Consider the following 13,329-nt stretch of genomic DNA (forward strand, 5'->3'; position numbering starts at 1 on the left):
GGACGAGGCTTTCCCGCTCGTCGATTGCCCCCATAAACGTCCGATTGAAACTGCGATCCGATCTATCCTTTACCCCACTATCAGGGGGCTACAAGCGATGCCCGAAACACGTCCATACCAGCATCATTATCTGAAAGCCGCGTGCTCCAACTGCAGTGTTCTGGAGTTATGCCTGCCGATCGGCTTGACCGGCCCAGAGGTCGAGCGGCTGGATACCCTGATCGTTCAGCGGGTAAAGGTTAAAAAAGGCGCCGCCCTGTACCGGGCCGGTGATCCGTTGCGCTCGCTGTATGCGGTACGCATCGGTTCATTCAAGACCAGCATGCTGTCGGTCGACGGCCGCGAGCAGGTGACCGGTTTTCAGATACCCGGCGAGATGCTCGGTCTGGACGCCATCAGCGACGACCGGCACGCCTGCAGCGCCTTTGCCCTGGAAGACAGCGAAGTCTGCCCCCTGCACTACGCACAACTGGAGAAACTCGCCCAGGAGTTGCCCTCACTGCAACACAACATGAACAAGCTCCTGAGCCGGGAGATCGTGCGTGATCACAGCATGCTCATGATGATGGGCAACATGAACTCCGATGAGCGCCTGGCGGCCTTCCTGCTGAACCTGTCGCAACGGCTGAGCATTCGCGGGTATTCGTCCAGAGACTTTGTGCTGAAAATGCGCCGTGAAGAGATCGGCTCGTATCTGGGCCTGCGCCTGGAAACCATCTGCCGGGGCATCGCTCATCTGCGGGATCAGGGGTTGGTCGAGATTTCCGGGCGTAACGTCAAAGTCCTGGATCTGGAGGGGCTCAAGCAACTGGTCGCCGGCTGTCACCGGCAGTCGCCCCCCTGACGCCACACGGCGCATCGGCTTTTGGAGAATCGTCATGCGCGCCATGGTTCTGCATGCCCCCGGTCAGCCGCTGCAACGGGAGGAGCGTGCTATCCCGACACCCGACGCACACCAACTGTTAATCAAAATCCTGGCCTGTGGCGTGTGCCGCACCGACCTGCATCTGGTGGACGGTGAACTACCGCAAGCGGTGCTGCCGCGGGTGCCGGGCCATGAAATCGTCGGTGAAGTGACGGCAGTAGGTGCCGACGTAGCGCCCGATTGGGTCGGCAAGCGCGTCGGCGTTCCCTGGCTCGGCTGGACGTGCGGTGAGTGCACATTCTGCCGCTCGGGCCGGGAGAACCTCTGTGATCGCGCCCAGTTCACCGGCTGCCATCTGGACGGCGGTTATGCCGACTACACCGTTGCCGACGCTCATTTCTGTTTCCCCATTCCGGATGCGCTCTCGGCCACTGAAGCCGCGCCGCTGCTGTGTGCCGGGCTGATCGGTTTTCGCGCATTGCAAATGGCCAAAGGGGCGCGTCATCTGGGTCTTTATGGCTTCGGTGCGGCGGCGCATCTGGCGATTCAGGTGGCGCGGGGCCGGGGCCAGCAGGTGTATGCCTTCACCCGACCGGGCGACAGCGAGGGCCAAGCCTATGCCCGAACCCTGGGCGCCGAATGGGCAGGCCCCTCGGATCAACCGCCGCCGCACCCGCTCGACGCCAGCCTGATCTTCGCCCCCGTCGGTGCGCTAGTGCCGTTGGCGCTGGAAGCCACCGTCAAGGGCGGCTGTGTGATTTGCGCGGGCATCCACATGAGCGACATCCCCGGCTTCCCTTATCGACTGCTGTGGGGCGAGCGCAGCATCCGTTCGGTGGCGAACCTGACCCGCGAAGACGGCACCGCGTTTTTTGCAGAGCTGCGCCATACGCCCGTGCACAGCGACGTCACCTGTTTCGCCCTGGACGATGCCAACCAGGCATTGGCAAGCCTGCGAGCCGGTCAGGTCAAAGGCGCGATCGTGCTCATCCCCTGACGAGCGACCCCGGCTGCTTGACCGCCAGAATACTGCCCGGCACCGAATACAGTGCCCGTTCCGTGTTGCTGCCGATCAATCGGTCGAACCCCACCCGGTGCACCGTGCCCATTACAACGACATCGACCAGATACTCCTCGACAAACTCACTCAGCACCGGCGCCGGCAGGCCCATGATGAAATGCCGACGCTCCGGCGGCACGCCATAGCGCTCAGCCAGAGCGACAAATGCCTGGTGCAGGGATTGCCGCAGCTCCTCCATGAAATCCACATTCCACCCGCCGCTGACCAGGGCAGCATCGCCATTGAAGGCCGGTGACAAGTCATACGCGTACAGCAGATGCAGCGGTGCATCGCATATCAGCGCCAGTGCATTCGCCGATTGAATGATGGTGTCGTTGAGGTCACTGATTTGCGTCGAGGGGTCGAACGGGTCCACTGCCGCCACGATCCGGTGCGGCAAACCGTAACGGGCCTGGTTGACCAAATGCACCGGCACCGTGCATTCGCGCAGCAGGTGACAATCCAGAGGGGTGATGAACACGCGTTTGAGCAGCGGCTCCATTGTGACGTCCTTGATCAGCAGGTCGGGCTTGAGCTCTTCGACGCACCTCAAAATGTCCAGCAATGGATGAGTGGTAAAAACCACTTCCACGCTCACGTTCAATCCCTCACCGCTGAGGCGCTGGATTTCTTCCACCATCCAGCGGCGATAGCGGCGCAGATAGCGCTGGTACTCCGCCTCATCGGTTTTTTCCTCCCATAAATGGATGATCGGGGCCGGCTCGATAAACGCCCGCACATCCAGCACCGCCCCGCTGGCCTTGGCGAGGGCGACGGCGCGCTGCAAGGCCGGGGATTGGTACAGGGTTCGGTCGGCGATCAGCAACACACGTTGATATTGACCCATCACACACCTCGATTCGGTGCCGGTCCAAAGCGCCGGCATGTTTCCAGAGTGCGCTCGTTGCCCTCTACCCCGGTTGATTTACATCAGATGCGAGCGTCTGAGCCTGCCTGTCACGAGTGTCTGATCCAGATCAGATTCAGGTGCCACCAGCGGCGTAAAAAGAAATGAACCGCGTGGTTCGTTGCGACGCGCGAGCCTTTCAACCCGGATGGAGAATTGCACCATGCTCACTGTTAAAGACCACAATGACCGAGCCGCTGCCCTCTACGCTACCGTCACCGGACAGTACTGGATTGAAGCGCTCAGGGACGGGCGCCATGTGCTGATCCGGCCGCTGACAGAAAAAGACCGCGAGCGTGAATATGCTTTTATCAAGCACCTGTCCCCGGAGTCGCGGCACATGCGCTTTCTGGCGCAAGTCAATGAGCCCGGTACGGCCATGCTCGACCAATTGATGGATGTCGACGGCAAGAAGCGGTTGGCCTACATCGCCCTGATCCATGACAACGGCAAACTGATTGAAATCGGTGTCAGCCGCTATGCCGCCACCGCCGACAACGAGTGTGAATGTGCCGTGACGGTTGCCGATGAATACCAGCATCTGGGCCTGGGCACGGCGCTGATGGAGCACTTGATCAAGGCCGCGCGCAAGAATGGTTTTCGTCAGATGTATTCCATCGACGCCGCCAGCAATGCGCCCATGCGTGATCTGGCCAAAGCCTTGGGTTTTGAGACCCGTCACGATCCCGATGACAGTCGTCAGGTCATTCACAGCCTCTATCTGTAAAAAAAACGTCCCTCGGCGTCATTGGATCCGCCGAGGGACGTTTCAACACTCAGGGCTGTAACAATGAATGCCGACCCGCCGTTCGGTGTTTTTTTCAGCAGTGTCCGCCAACAACGCTAGGCTTACGGATAATGTGGTGATTATCGCCATTTTGCAGGGAGCGCAAAAATGGAACTCATTAACCGTTGGCAGCATCTCTCTCTCAGGATGGCCCTGGGAGGAATGCCGCAATGAAGCTCTCCAATCATTACAAATGGACTGCCTTGGGCGCCATTGCGCTGACCCTTTTCAGCGTACTGATATTTTTGCTGATCAAATCCTTCTCGTACGACACGTCGACCTACTTCGAGTCGCGCGACTTCGTTCGCCAACTCAAGCAGTTCGATGCCAACTGGAACATGAAGGTTCTGAGAGCAAAAATCGGCATGAACAACAATTTGCTTCTGGTGGCGCATCCTGAAGCAGAGCAACGCTGGCAGCAGCTCGACGACCTCAACGCTGCCGGCCCGCTTTCGATCCTTTGGCAATCTCGTCGACAGGGTTATCTGGAGGCAGTGGAAAACAAAACCCGATTGGTTGAGCAATTCAAACAACACAACACAGTATTGCGAACTTCACTGGATGCCCTGCCTGAACAGGAAGATGACATTCAGGCATTGCTGGAAAATAACAATGACCAGGATTTAACCGCCGCCTCAAACGTATTCGATCTCACGCTGGCAACCCTTGAATACGCCCTCTATGTATCCCGTGACAAAGCTGAAGAGATCGCCCATCAACTGAACGAACTCAGCGAATACATTGATCAATTGCCACCTGAACGGCGCCAGCCTTTTATTGCATTTGTCGAGCATATAAACGCCATCGTTCAAGAGCAGCCCATCGTCAATGACCTGCTTGATCGAATCAGTGTAATTCCAGTCGCACAGCAACTGGACAGCATCAACGAGTTATTGAACGAGACACAACGGCGCGCCGGTGCGACATACCGCCAATATCACCTTTATCTCGGAATATGCGCCGGCATCATGGCACTGCTGTTGTTGTACCTGGCCGCCCGCCTGATTCGCAGCTATGCCTTGATCAACAAGATGAACAATGAGTTGCAAACGGCAAACGAACGGCTGGAACAACGCGTAGAAGAACGCACCCGCGAACTGCTGGAGGCCGAGCGCGAACTGGTCGAAGCTGCACGGATGGCCGGCATGGCGGAGATCGCGACCAATGTGCTGCACAATGTCGGCAATGTGCTGAACAGCGTTAACGTCTCGGCAGACTTGATTACCCGCAAATTGGCGGCCAGCAAAACCCTTGGCCTGGGTAAAGCGGTGAAAATGATGAACGAGCATGCCGAAGACCTGGGGCAGTTCATCACGCTTGATGAAAAGGGCAAATTGCTTCCCCTTTACCTCAATCAATTGGTCGACTCTATCGCGGCCGAGCAATCGAGCATCGTTGACGAACTGTCACAACTCACCAAAAGCATCGATCACATCAAGGACATCGTTGCCACTCAACAGGCCTATGCCGGCGCGGCCAGGCTGGTCGAGCCGTTGAACGTCGTCGATCTGTTCGAGGATGCGTTGCGCATGAATTCCGGCGCCTTGAGTCGGCACCATGTCGTCGTCACCAAGGACTACCAGGACACACCGACAATCATCGGCGACAAACACCGCCTGCTGTTGATCCTGATCAACCTGATCAGCAATGCCAAATATGCAATGTCCAAGGTCAGCGACCGTCAGCGCCATATGACGCTGGGCGTCAAGATTATCGATAACGCAACGCTGCGCCTCAGCGTGGAGGATCAGGGCGAAGGGATCGCTGCCGAGAACATGACCCGCATCTTTAATCACGGCTTCACCACGCGAAAGGAAGGTCATGGTTTTGGCCTGCACAGCTGCGCGCTCGCGGCGGTAGAGATGAACGGGCATCTTCGCGTCCACAGCGATGGACCAGGTCATGGCGCGATTTTCACCCTGGAGATTCCGTTGGAGACTGCTGACGTATTGCCGACCGCTGGAATGTCAGTCAGTTAAGCGCAGAACCTGTGGGAGCGGGCTTGTGTGGCGAGGGGGCTTGCCCCGTTCGGCTGCGTAGCAGTCGTAAAACCATTGCATGCGGTGTACCTGATACACCGCGATTGCAGGTTTTGGGGCCGCTTCGCGACCCAACGGGGGCAAGCCCCCTCGCCACACAAGCCCGCTCCCACATGGATTGTGGTTTTACTCACTCTCATTAGTCGTCCCGCCAACACGACTAACCAATCAGAGCCATCAACTGTTGGCGTTGCGCATCCGTCAGCATCGGGCCGAAACCCGCACCGGCGTTTTCCGCCATGTAACGCGGGTTGCTCGTGCCGGGGATGACGCAGGTCACCGCCGGATGAGCCAGCAGGAACTTGAGCGCCAATTGCGCCCAGCTGTTGACCCCCACTTGCGCGGCCCATCCCGGCAGCGGTTTGCCTTTCAATCGAGCAAGCAAGCCACCGCCGCCGAAAGGTCGATTGCAGATCACCGCCACCCCGCGCTCGCGACATAGCGGCAGGATTCGTTTCTCGACGCCGCGATCGTCCAGGGCATAGTTGATCTGCAAAAAGTCCAGCGGCTCGGCTTTCAACACGGCCTCCACTTCGTCGTAGGCCGACGCGGTGTAATGGGTGATGCCGATGTAGCGGATGCGCCCTTCTGCCTTCCATTCGCGCAGGGTAGGCAGGTGGGTTTTCCAGTCCAGCAGGTTGTGAATCTGCATCAGATCGATACGGTCGGTCTGCAATAGCTTGAACGACTGCTCCATCTGCGCGATGCCTTCTTCGCGACCCTGGGTCCAGACCTTGGTGGCCAGAAACGCAGGCGAACGAGGTCGATGGATCGACAGCAATTCCCCGGTCGTCTGCTCGGCGCGACCGTACATGGGCGAGCTGTCGATCACCGTGCCGCCCTTCTCAAACAACGCGATGAGCACGGCGGGCAGCTGCTTGTAAGCCGCGTCGGAAGGCGCGACATCAAAGCCGCGATAGGTGCCCAACCCGACCATGGGTAACGGCTCGTTGCTGGAAGGAATGGCTCGGGTCAGCATGTTCTTGCCTCCTGTTTCCGTCGACGGCGCCGATGCGGCAAAGGCCGGATCGAAGGTGAAGACCGCCGAAACACCGGCAGCCAGCGTGAGTAGTCTTCTACGCGTGAAGACAGCAGGATCAGTCATGGAATTCCCCCTGGCTGTTCATTCATGGTCGCCCTTTGCTCTTGTCGTCTGGCCAGCCACAGACATAACCAGCCCCAAAGCCCGGCGAACGGCACGATCACCACCGCCACCAGTCCAAACCCCGCGCCCAGTGCCGTCAACCCGGCGGAGAGCCAGCCACTGGCGGCATCGCCGCCGCGATACACCAGGGTTTCGATCACATTCTTGGCCTTGTACTTTTCCTCGCGGCTCACCACCGTCCACAGCACTTCTCGCGCCGGGCGCACGATGGCGAACTCGACGGCGCGGCGCAGCCCTTGCGCCAGCGCGACGGTTGCCGGCACGGGTGCCAGAGCCATGGCGCTAAACGCCACGATCGTCGCCAACGGTAACGCCACCAGCGCCCCACCGATGCCGATCAGGCGGATCAACGGCGCCGTCAGCAGCAGTTGAAATAGCAGGGTCAGCGCCGACACGATCAAATCAACGACGGCGAAGAATTGCGTCCTGCTGGCCACATCAGCATAGCTGCCAGCCACAATTCGTCCCTGTTCGAAATACAGCAAGGTCGCGGCACTGGTGTGCAACAGCATGAACAGCACCAGCCCCATCAGATAGCGCGAGCGCAGGATCAACGTGACCCCGGCCAGCATGCTGCCGCCCATGCGCCGCTCATCCAGCCAGCGGCTGCCGGACTGCGACGCTGTGCGCGACAACAGCGCCCGATAGCAACGCACCGCACATTCCAGCAGCACGGCCGCCGCGACGGTCAACGCCACCGGCCCAAGATTTGTGGCCATGGTCGCGGCCAGCAATGGCCCGATGAACGTGCCCAGGGTGCCACCCGCCGCAATGAAACCGAACAGCCGCCGCCCTTGTTCACTGGAAAAGCGGTCGACCAGTACGCTCCAGAAAATCGAAACGATGAACAGGTTGTAGATGCTGATCCAGACGAAAAACACCCGCCCCACTGTCACCGGCGCAATGCGCTGAGCGATCAACACGCCAAACAGCAGCATCGACAAGGCGATCAAGCGATAGATCAACGGCACAAAACGCATGGCAGGCAGCCGCGAAACCAGCGCGCCAAACAGCGGCACCATCAGCAGCATCACCACGAATGTGGCGGTGAACAGCCACTGCAATTTGTCGGCACCGCCCTCAAGGCCCAAGGCATCGCGCAAAGGTCGTACCAGGTAATAACTGGCGAGCACGCAGAAATGGAAGGCGAAACCCAGCATCAGAGCCGTTCGTTCGGACGGCAGAACCTTGACCCATTTCAGCGCGTCGGTGGCCGTCATGGCGCAGCAATCGGATACAAGCGTCGAACCTTGGACATCGGTGCGCTCCCGTGCGGCAAATATCGATGTACTACACTCTGACAGCGCTCAAGCGATAGCCGTCGTCAGGCCCAGAGCAGTCCATGTCGTCCACTAAAGTTAGCCGAATGTCGCGCCCCCTGATGTCTCTCTTCGCATTCGTTGCCATTGCGTACCTGGTGCTCTGCGCGGCGCTGTTCGTGTTTCAACGCGCATTGATCTACTACCCGCAACCACGCGCCATCGACGCGCCCGAAACGCTGCTCACGCTGCAAGTCGCCGATGCGCAGGTGTTGGTGACGGTCAGGCCGCACGACGGACCGAAGGCGTTGATTTACTTCGGCGGCAATGCCGAGGACGTTTCCCGCAACCTACCCGATTTTTCGCAGGCCTTTGCGGATCATGCGATCTACTTGCTGCATTACCGAGGCTACGGTGGCAGCTCCGGGTCGCCTTCCGAAGAAGCGATTCAGCGCGATGCCATGACCTTGTTCGACATGGTCTACAACACCCATCCCACTATCGCGGTGGTCGGACGCAGCCTGGGTTCGGGCGTCGCCCTGCGCCTCGCCAGCCAACGCCCGGCCTCGCGGCTGATTTTGATCACGCCCTACAACAGCCTTGAAGACCTCGCCGCCCGCCAGTTCCGATGGTTCCCGGTAAAGTGGCTGCTTCAGGACAGGTTCGAATCCTGGAAATACGCGTCTCATATCACCATGCCGACACTGTTGATCGCTGCCGAGCACGACGAAGTCATACCGCGTTCAAGCACGGAACAGCTCTACACACATTTCGCCAAGGGCGTGGCCACGCTGCAAGTGATACCGGGCACGGGCCACAACTCGATATCCGAGAGCCCGCAGTACCTCAAACTGCTGGGTTCCGCGTTGTGAATCAGGTGTAAGCCAACAGTCGGCCGCACAACACCACGGTGCCCCATAACCCCATCGAGAGCACTGCCTGCACTCTGGCAATTGCCGGTGCCTCGATGCCTGTGTTCCACCGGGCGACTGAACGGTAAATACCGACGTGAAAAAGGGCTGCGTTGAGGCCCGCCGTAGCGATCAGGCTCAGCTTTAAAATGAAAATATTGTTGGTGGCGAAGTCATGGGGATGGGCTGTAAACATCATCAGGCCAGCCGGTACGATCAATACCAGGGCAGCGACGGACCATCTCAGCAGATGACGAGCCAGCGCCGTCACCGCAATATCCTTGGACAGGCCAAGCACCCGCAGATCGAACATGACCACTGAGCCGACAAGCAACACGAAGCCAATGATGTGAACCACCTCGACTATCGGGTAAAGCCACAGCTCGCTTCGCATGGCCAGACCAAGTCGCGAGTCATCCAACCAGTCCAGCCAGCTTTCCGGACCTGTTCCCGCGCCGGCACTTGTGGTGTCCATCAGCGCAACTCAGTGGTTTTATCGCCAATGGTGATGCGTTCGGCTCGCAGTTCTTCGGGTTTGTTTCGATTCGGATAACCGACCACCGTAGCCGTCGTACCGACATTCAGCATGTCCTTCGACAACCCACGGTTCTCCATGCGCGATGGCGGTGCCAGAACGATGATCCACGTCTTGTCGGCTGTTTTAAGACGCAAGAGCCCGTGCGGATGGGAATAGCCGGATTCCTCGATGGTTCCGTTCAGCTGCATGGACTTGCTGGAGTCATACTCACTCCAGCCGTGATGAGCGAACGCCGCAGTGGCCACCAGTAGCGATGACAGTCCGATGCTTCTGAGCAAGACGTTCATGATGCGGTTCTCCTGTTGCAGTCATTGATTAGCGTCAGTCGTGTCGAGAACAGCGGTGCCCGAACAACCGATCAATCGTCGCCGTCGCATTTGACCTCTTTCTTGTACTCATCCCGCTTGGCTTCGATCTTGACCTTGCAGCCACGCTCCCGGTACTCGTCCTTCCACTCGCCACGACGCCAATTGGCGCCGCGGCCGTTTGGGCATTTGATTTCTTCCTTGTATTCATCGTTTTTGGATTCGATCTTTACCTTGCATGGCCCGTCCCAGTACTCGTCCTTCCACTCGCCCCCTTCGCGCCCGCCTCGCCAGTGATCCGCTGACGCCGGCGTCAAGATGACTGAACTCATCGCAGCCACCACCCACAGGCCCAGCATGGGTCTCGCGCTCATTTCACTTCCTCTGCAATTAAAGACTATGCGACAGGCCAGGCTTTCCCCAGCCCACCGTATCAGCGCCCTGATCGTAACGGTGGGGCTGCAGGTGATACGACAACGATCTGTGGCAGCTTTCTCCTTGAGCGAGACGAAAGGCTGGTCGGGCTGAAACCGGCTCGCGGTAGAAAGGATGTGTAGCCTGAGTGAGTATCTGGAGATGTCGATTAAACAGTGCTTGTTTATCGGTCTTACTGTGGGTTTTGTAGTGGATGGGCCGGCCTCTTCGCGAGTAGGCTCGCTCCCACAGGGGATCTGCTGTGAACCCATTTTTTGCGATCACCGCAGATCAAATGTGGGAGCGAGCCTGCTCGCGATGAGGCTCGCAAGAACCCCCTCAAACAGGCGTTCGAGCTCCCGGCTCGACCACTTCTGCCAGCCAGTTAACAGCAGACGCACTCCCTTGTAGCAGCTGGCGAAGCCTGCGTTCGGCTGCGAAGCAGTCGTAAAATCAGGTAACCGGTTCTTTCAGAAGGACCGTGTACACCGATTTGCGAGGACTTCGTCCTCGAACGCAGCCTCGCGGGCTCGGCAGCTGCTACAGATTGAATAAAGTCTGCTGCCAGTTTTGATTTGTCGCAGCACCGCTGCGACAAATGCCAAACAAATAGTCTCAGCACTGCTGAGACTATTTGCATTCACGGATAACTAAACCCCTTGACCAACGTCAACTCCCCCACCGCCCGCATCGGCACCAGGAACGTTTCCATCTTCTCGTTCGGCGTCCCCTCCTCCGTAATCACCGTGATGTGCGCAGTGGTCAGGGCCTGCGCGGCCTCTTCCTGCCCCTCCTCATCACTGCGATACCCGCCACCGTAGTAGTTCACGTACACCAGGTATTGCCCCTTGATCGGTGCCGGCATGGCGAAGATTTCCGGGCCGTAGCCGGTGGTGACGTCGACGTCGAGTGCGCCGCCGTTGGCCGCGACGCGGTCGCCGTACCAGATGTGGCCGCCGTCAGGCGTGACGACATGCAGGTCGAGGTCGGTGCCGTCGCTGTCCCAGGCCAGCAGCACTCGCAACTTGGCCGGGGTGGCGCCGCCGCTGGTGTTGAGGAACTGGGTGCGATGCCGTTGTTGGCCATCGGGGCTGCGGACTTCAACGCTGTTGCTGCCGTTGGGGAATGAGAACGGGCGATCGTAGCGGCCGGCGGGGTCGATTTTCAGCGGCATGCTGACGCCGTTGACGATCAGCTTGCCGGGTTCATTGCCCTTGGGCGCGGACTTGATCTGACCGGTAATGCGAGCGGTATTGGCCTGCCCCACCGGTGTGTTGACCGAGGACGCCGGGTAATTAACCGTCTGACGAAAGTTTTCGCCTTCGCCTTCGGGTGCGCCCGTGCGCCAGCCGCCGACGGGGGTGTCGAGTTTGACTGCGCTATCGGTGGCGAACGTGGTCGGCCATACGCAAAAGGAACAAAGGAACAGGAGGACCTGTGGGTAACGGAGTTTCATGGCCTATTCCAGCAAGAGGTGGCGGGCGAGCCCTTCGATGTAGGTTTCATCCTGGCCGTTGGGATGTGCTTCGAAGGCCAGGTGCAGGTATTCGTGAGTCAGGTCGAGGCGGTCTTGCAGCGACAGCACGCCACGCACGTAAATGCGCTGGCGTTCGCGATCGACAAAAGGACGGCCGAAGGCCAGGCGGCAGACGGCGAAAGTGTTGACTTCGTTGTAACCAACTTCGCTTTCCAGCCGTGGTCGCCAGCCGCGACGTTGCTTTTGCAGCCAGTCTTGCGCGGCGGGCAATGCGTCGCAGGAAGCGACGGGATTGTCCCAGCGGCTGAGGCTCGCGCGTGGGTAAGCGTGCAGCAGGATGGCGTCGTAGCGTTGACCGGCATTGGCCTGTTCGACGGCTTGCTGCCAGGAGAGTTTGTCCGGCCCCGGTTGATCGGAATGATAGGTGACGGTGCTGCCGGCGAGGACCAGGTCGCTGGTCCACGCGGCGATGTTGCGCGATTCGGTGGCGGCCGGGCGTGGAGCGACGCGCTGTCGGCTGCTGCTGTCATCGATGCTCAAGCAGTCGCCGTTGCGGGTGGCGTTTTGCAGCAGGTAGGTGCGGATCGCAACGCTCAGGGCTTTGGCAGCTTCGGCGGGTTCCGGTCTGGCTTCGCGCTGCAGGACGCGGGCGACGTATTCTTCGCGGTCCAGGCGGGCGACGAGTTTGTCTTTGAGCAAGAACAGCTCGCCGTCGCTGTGGATATCGAGTTGATTGCCATTGGCGAACTCGACGCGATAGTCGCCTTGCAAGGGCCCGGGCGCTAACACGCGATCCCCCGACAGCACTCGTTTCAGCGGATAACGCGCGAACAGGCCGACCTCGACGCACTTCCCCTCCTCGGCGGGCCAAGACGAAGGCAACACTGTCGCCAGTGCCTGACCGTAATTGCGCAAGACCATTTGACTGGTGCCGCGCCCACCGGCCCAGATTGGTGTGCCGTCCGCCGTCCAGCCAGCAAATCCGCCCTGACGCGACGAAGGATCCTGATCCCCCAACCAGCTCCAGGTTTTCACCCGCAACCGGCCACCAAGCTCACCGACGACATTACCGTCAGCAGCGTTCAGCACCACATCGAGCAACACCCGCCGCGCCTGATCCTGCGCCGGCATCACGGCCAATACCTTCAGCAACTCAGCCACCGAAACCCGGGTCTGCGGTTGCAACGACGGCAAATCCAGCAACCACTTCGGCGCTTGTCTCGCCTGCCAATACTCGCGCCATTCAGCGCCAGCAATGCCCAAGCGCGCAGGCTCAAAATACAACCCGCAAGACTTCACCAATGCCTGATCGCGATCGATCTTGCCGCCCGCCGTGCAGCAATACACTTCTTCCTTCGATTGCCCGCGACACTCATAAGCCGGTTCACGCGCGCCGGTATCCACCAGCCAGCCGTAGACAAACAGCTTCCACAAACTACCCAGCGGCGTCTGCAAATCAGCAGGCAATGACTCACGCGAAATCACCTGAGTCGGGTTCAACGCAAGCAATTCACCCTTGAAGCCCAGGTGCAACGGCTCGTCCTGCGCTGTCGCCAGCGCAGGGATCAAACACAGCAGCCACCAGACCAAACAGCGGGTCAT

13 protein-coding genes are annotated in these 13,329 nt (G+C 59.4%); 5 read left to right on the forward strand and 8 right to left on the reverse strand.

Going from position 1 to position 13,329, the window contains the following annotated elements; all coding sequences use genetic code 11:
- Positions 1-97 precede the first annotated feature (97 nt).
- Both fnr and JFU11_RS13255 read left to right on the forward strand, forming a co-directional pair.
- On the forward strand, positions 98-844 hold the full coding sequence (gene fnr / locus JFU11_RS13250) for a fumarate/nitrate reduction transcriptional regulator Fnr (RefSeq protein WP_201060847.1): 747 nt from the start codon (positions 98-100) through the stop codon (positions 842-844).
- Positions 845-878: 34 nt separating this feature from the next.
- Positions 879-1,862, forward strand: a complete 984-nt coding sequence (locus tag JFU11_RS13255) for a zinc-dependent alcohol dehydrogenase family protein (protein WP_201060848.1) — start codon at positions 879-881, stop codon at positions 1,860-1,862.
- On the opposite strand, the gene JFU11_RS13260 is transcribed toward JFU11_RS13255, so the two are convergent.
- On the reverse strand, positions 1,852-2,772 hold the full coding sequence (locus JFU11_RS13260; RefSeq protein ID WP_201060849.1) for a universal stress protein: 921 nt from the start codon (positions 2,770-2,772) through the stop codon (positions 1,852-1,854). The genes JFU11_RS13255 and JFU11_RS13260 overlap by 11 nt on opposite strands.
- Positions 2,773-2,995: 223 nt before the next feature.
- On the opposite strand from JFU11_RS13260, the gene JFU11_RS13265 reads away from it, so the two are divergent.
- Both JFU11_RS13265 and JFU11_RS13270 read left to right on the forward strand, forming a co-directional pair.
- On the forward strand, positions 2,996-3,559 hold the full coding sequence (locus JFU11_RS13265; protein WP_123722133.1) for a GNAT family N-acetyltransferase: 564 nt from the start codon (positions 2,996-2,998) through the stop codon (positions 3,557-3,559).
- A gap of 230 nt (positions 3,560-3,789) precedes the next feature.
- Entirely contained in the window at positions 3,790-5,598 is a 1,809-nt protein-coding gene (locus JFU11_RS13270) for a DAHL domain-containing protein (protein ID WP_201060850.1), read from the forward strand.
- 220 nt (positions 5,599-5,818) lie between these two features.
- Here the strand turns inward: JFU11_RS13270 and JFU11_RS13275 are convergent, their stop codons facing one another.
- Positions 5,819-6,637: an aldo/keto reductase gene (locus JFU11_RS13275; RefSeq protein WP_123722131.1), complete on the reverse strand. Its 819-nt coding sequence runs from the start codon at positions 6,635-6,637 to the stop codon at positions 5,819-5,821.
- A gap of 122 nt (positions 6,638-6,759) precedes the next feature.
- Positions 6,760-8,043 carry a hypothetical protein gene (locus JFU11_RS13280; RefSeq protein ID WP_201060852.1) on the reverse strand — a complete coding sequence of 428 codons (1,284 nt, stop codon included), beginning with the start codon at positions 8,041-8,043 and terminating at the stop codon, positions 6,760-6,762.
- Positions 8,044-8,165: 122 nt separating this feature from the next.
- Here JFU11_RS13280 and JFU11_RS13285 point away from each other — a divergent pair, with 122 nt between their 5' ends.
- Positions 8,166-8,954, forward strand: coding sequence for an alpha/beta fold hydrolase (locus tag JFU11_RS13285; RefSeq protein WP_201121307.1), 789 nt, complete (start codon positions 8,166-8,168; stop codon positions 8,952-8,954).
- A 1-nt stretch (position 8,955) separates the two neighbouring features.
- Here JFU11_RS13285 and JFU11_RS13290 read toward each other — a convergent pair whose 3' ends face one another.
- The 5 genes from JFU11_RS13290 to JFU11_RS13310 form a co-directional block, all read right to left on the reverse strand.
- A complete protein-coding gene (locus JFU11_RS13290; RefSeq protein WP_201060854.1) occupies positions 8,956-9,468 on the reverse strand; it encodes a DUF6644 family protein in 513 nt (170 codons plus the stop codon).
- A complete protein-coding gene (locus tag JFU11_RS13295) occupies positions 9,468-9,818 on the reverse strand; it encodes a DUF6152 family protein (RefSeq protein WP_201060855.1) in 351 nt (116 codons plus the stop codon). Before JFU11_RS13295 ends, JFU11_RS13290 begins: the two co-directional genes overlap by 1 nt.
- A gap of 71 nt (positions 9,819-9,889) precedes the next feature.
- Complete coding sequence (locus JFU11_RS13300) at positions 9,890-10,210, reverse strand: hypothetical protein (RefSeq protein WP_201060856.1); 321 nt, start codon at positions 10,208-10,210, stop codon at positions 9,890-9,892.
- Positions 10,211-10,890: 680 nt separating this feature from the next.
- The gene (locus tag JFU11_RS13305; RefSeq protein WP_201060857.1) at positions 10,891-11,706 is read right to left on the reverse strand and encodes a DUF2135 domain-containing protein; all 816 of its coding nucleotides are present in this window, start codon (positions 11,704-11,706) and stop codon (positions 10,891-10,893) included.
- A 3-nt stretch (positions 11,707-11,709) separates the two neighbouring features.
- Positions 11,710-13,329, reverse strand: a complete 1,620-nt coding sequence (locus tag JFU11_RS13310; protein WP_201060858.1) for a DUF2300 domain-containing protein — start codon at positions 13,327-13,329, stop codon at positions 11,710-11,712.

This window comes from Pseudomonas sp. TH37 (assembly GCF_016650735.1).
In the GTDB taxonomy this organism is placed as follows: domain Bacteria; phylum Pseudomonadota; class Gammaproteobacteria; order Pseudomonadales; family Pseudomonadaceae; genus Aquipseudomonas; species Aquipseudomonas farris.